This window comes from Brevibacterium sp. SIMBA_078, from assembly GCF_046534565.1.
Taxonomy (GTDB): domain Bacteria; phylum Actinomycetota; class Actinomycetes; order Actinomycetales; family Brevibacteriaceae; genus Brevibacterium.
In genome coordinates, this window is sequence record NZ_JAWRYQ010000063.1 from 1 (window position 1) to 365 (window position 365).

The 365-nt window shown below is 48.5% G+C and carries 1 protein-coding gene; it reads right to left on the reverse strand.

Features of this window, described 5'->3' with window-relative positions; genetic code table 11:
- The coding region (locus SB749_RS18875; protein ID WP_410711650.1) for a flagellin at positions 1–365 on the reverse strand (365 nt) is incomplete at both ends.

Sequence of the window (365 nt, forward strand, 5' to 3'; positions counted from 1 at the left end):
GGTTACGAATAGTCGCCTGGAAACGGTTCTGAACCGCACCTAAGTCAGCACGCTGTGCATCGATACGGGCAATAGCTCCGTCGATAACGTCTAATGCGTCCTGAGAACCCTGATAGCTACTGATATCAATTGAGTTAACAGCAGACAATGCACCTGATACGTCAGCTTCACCAGCCTCAATTAACGCACCTACGCCACCGGTAGTACCTGTCTCAGTAATCGCAAATGAGTCTTTAGAGTCAAATGACAATTGGGCGTTAGCTGTTTGCTGTGCATTGGCTGTACCGCCGTTTAACTGAACAGTATTATCGGCATCGCCGTCGTCAGTAATAGTCACGCCATCGACATCTTGAGCCGTAATGGTT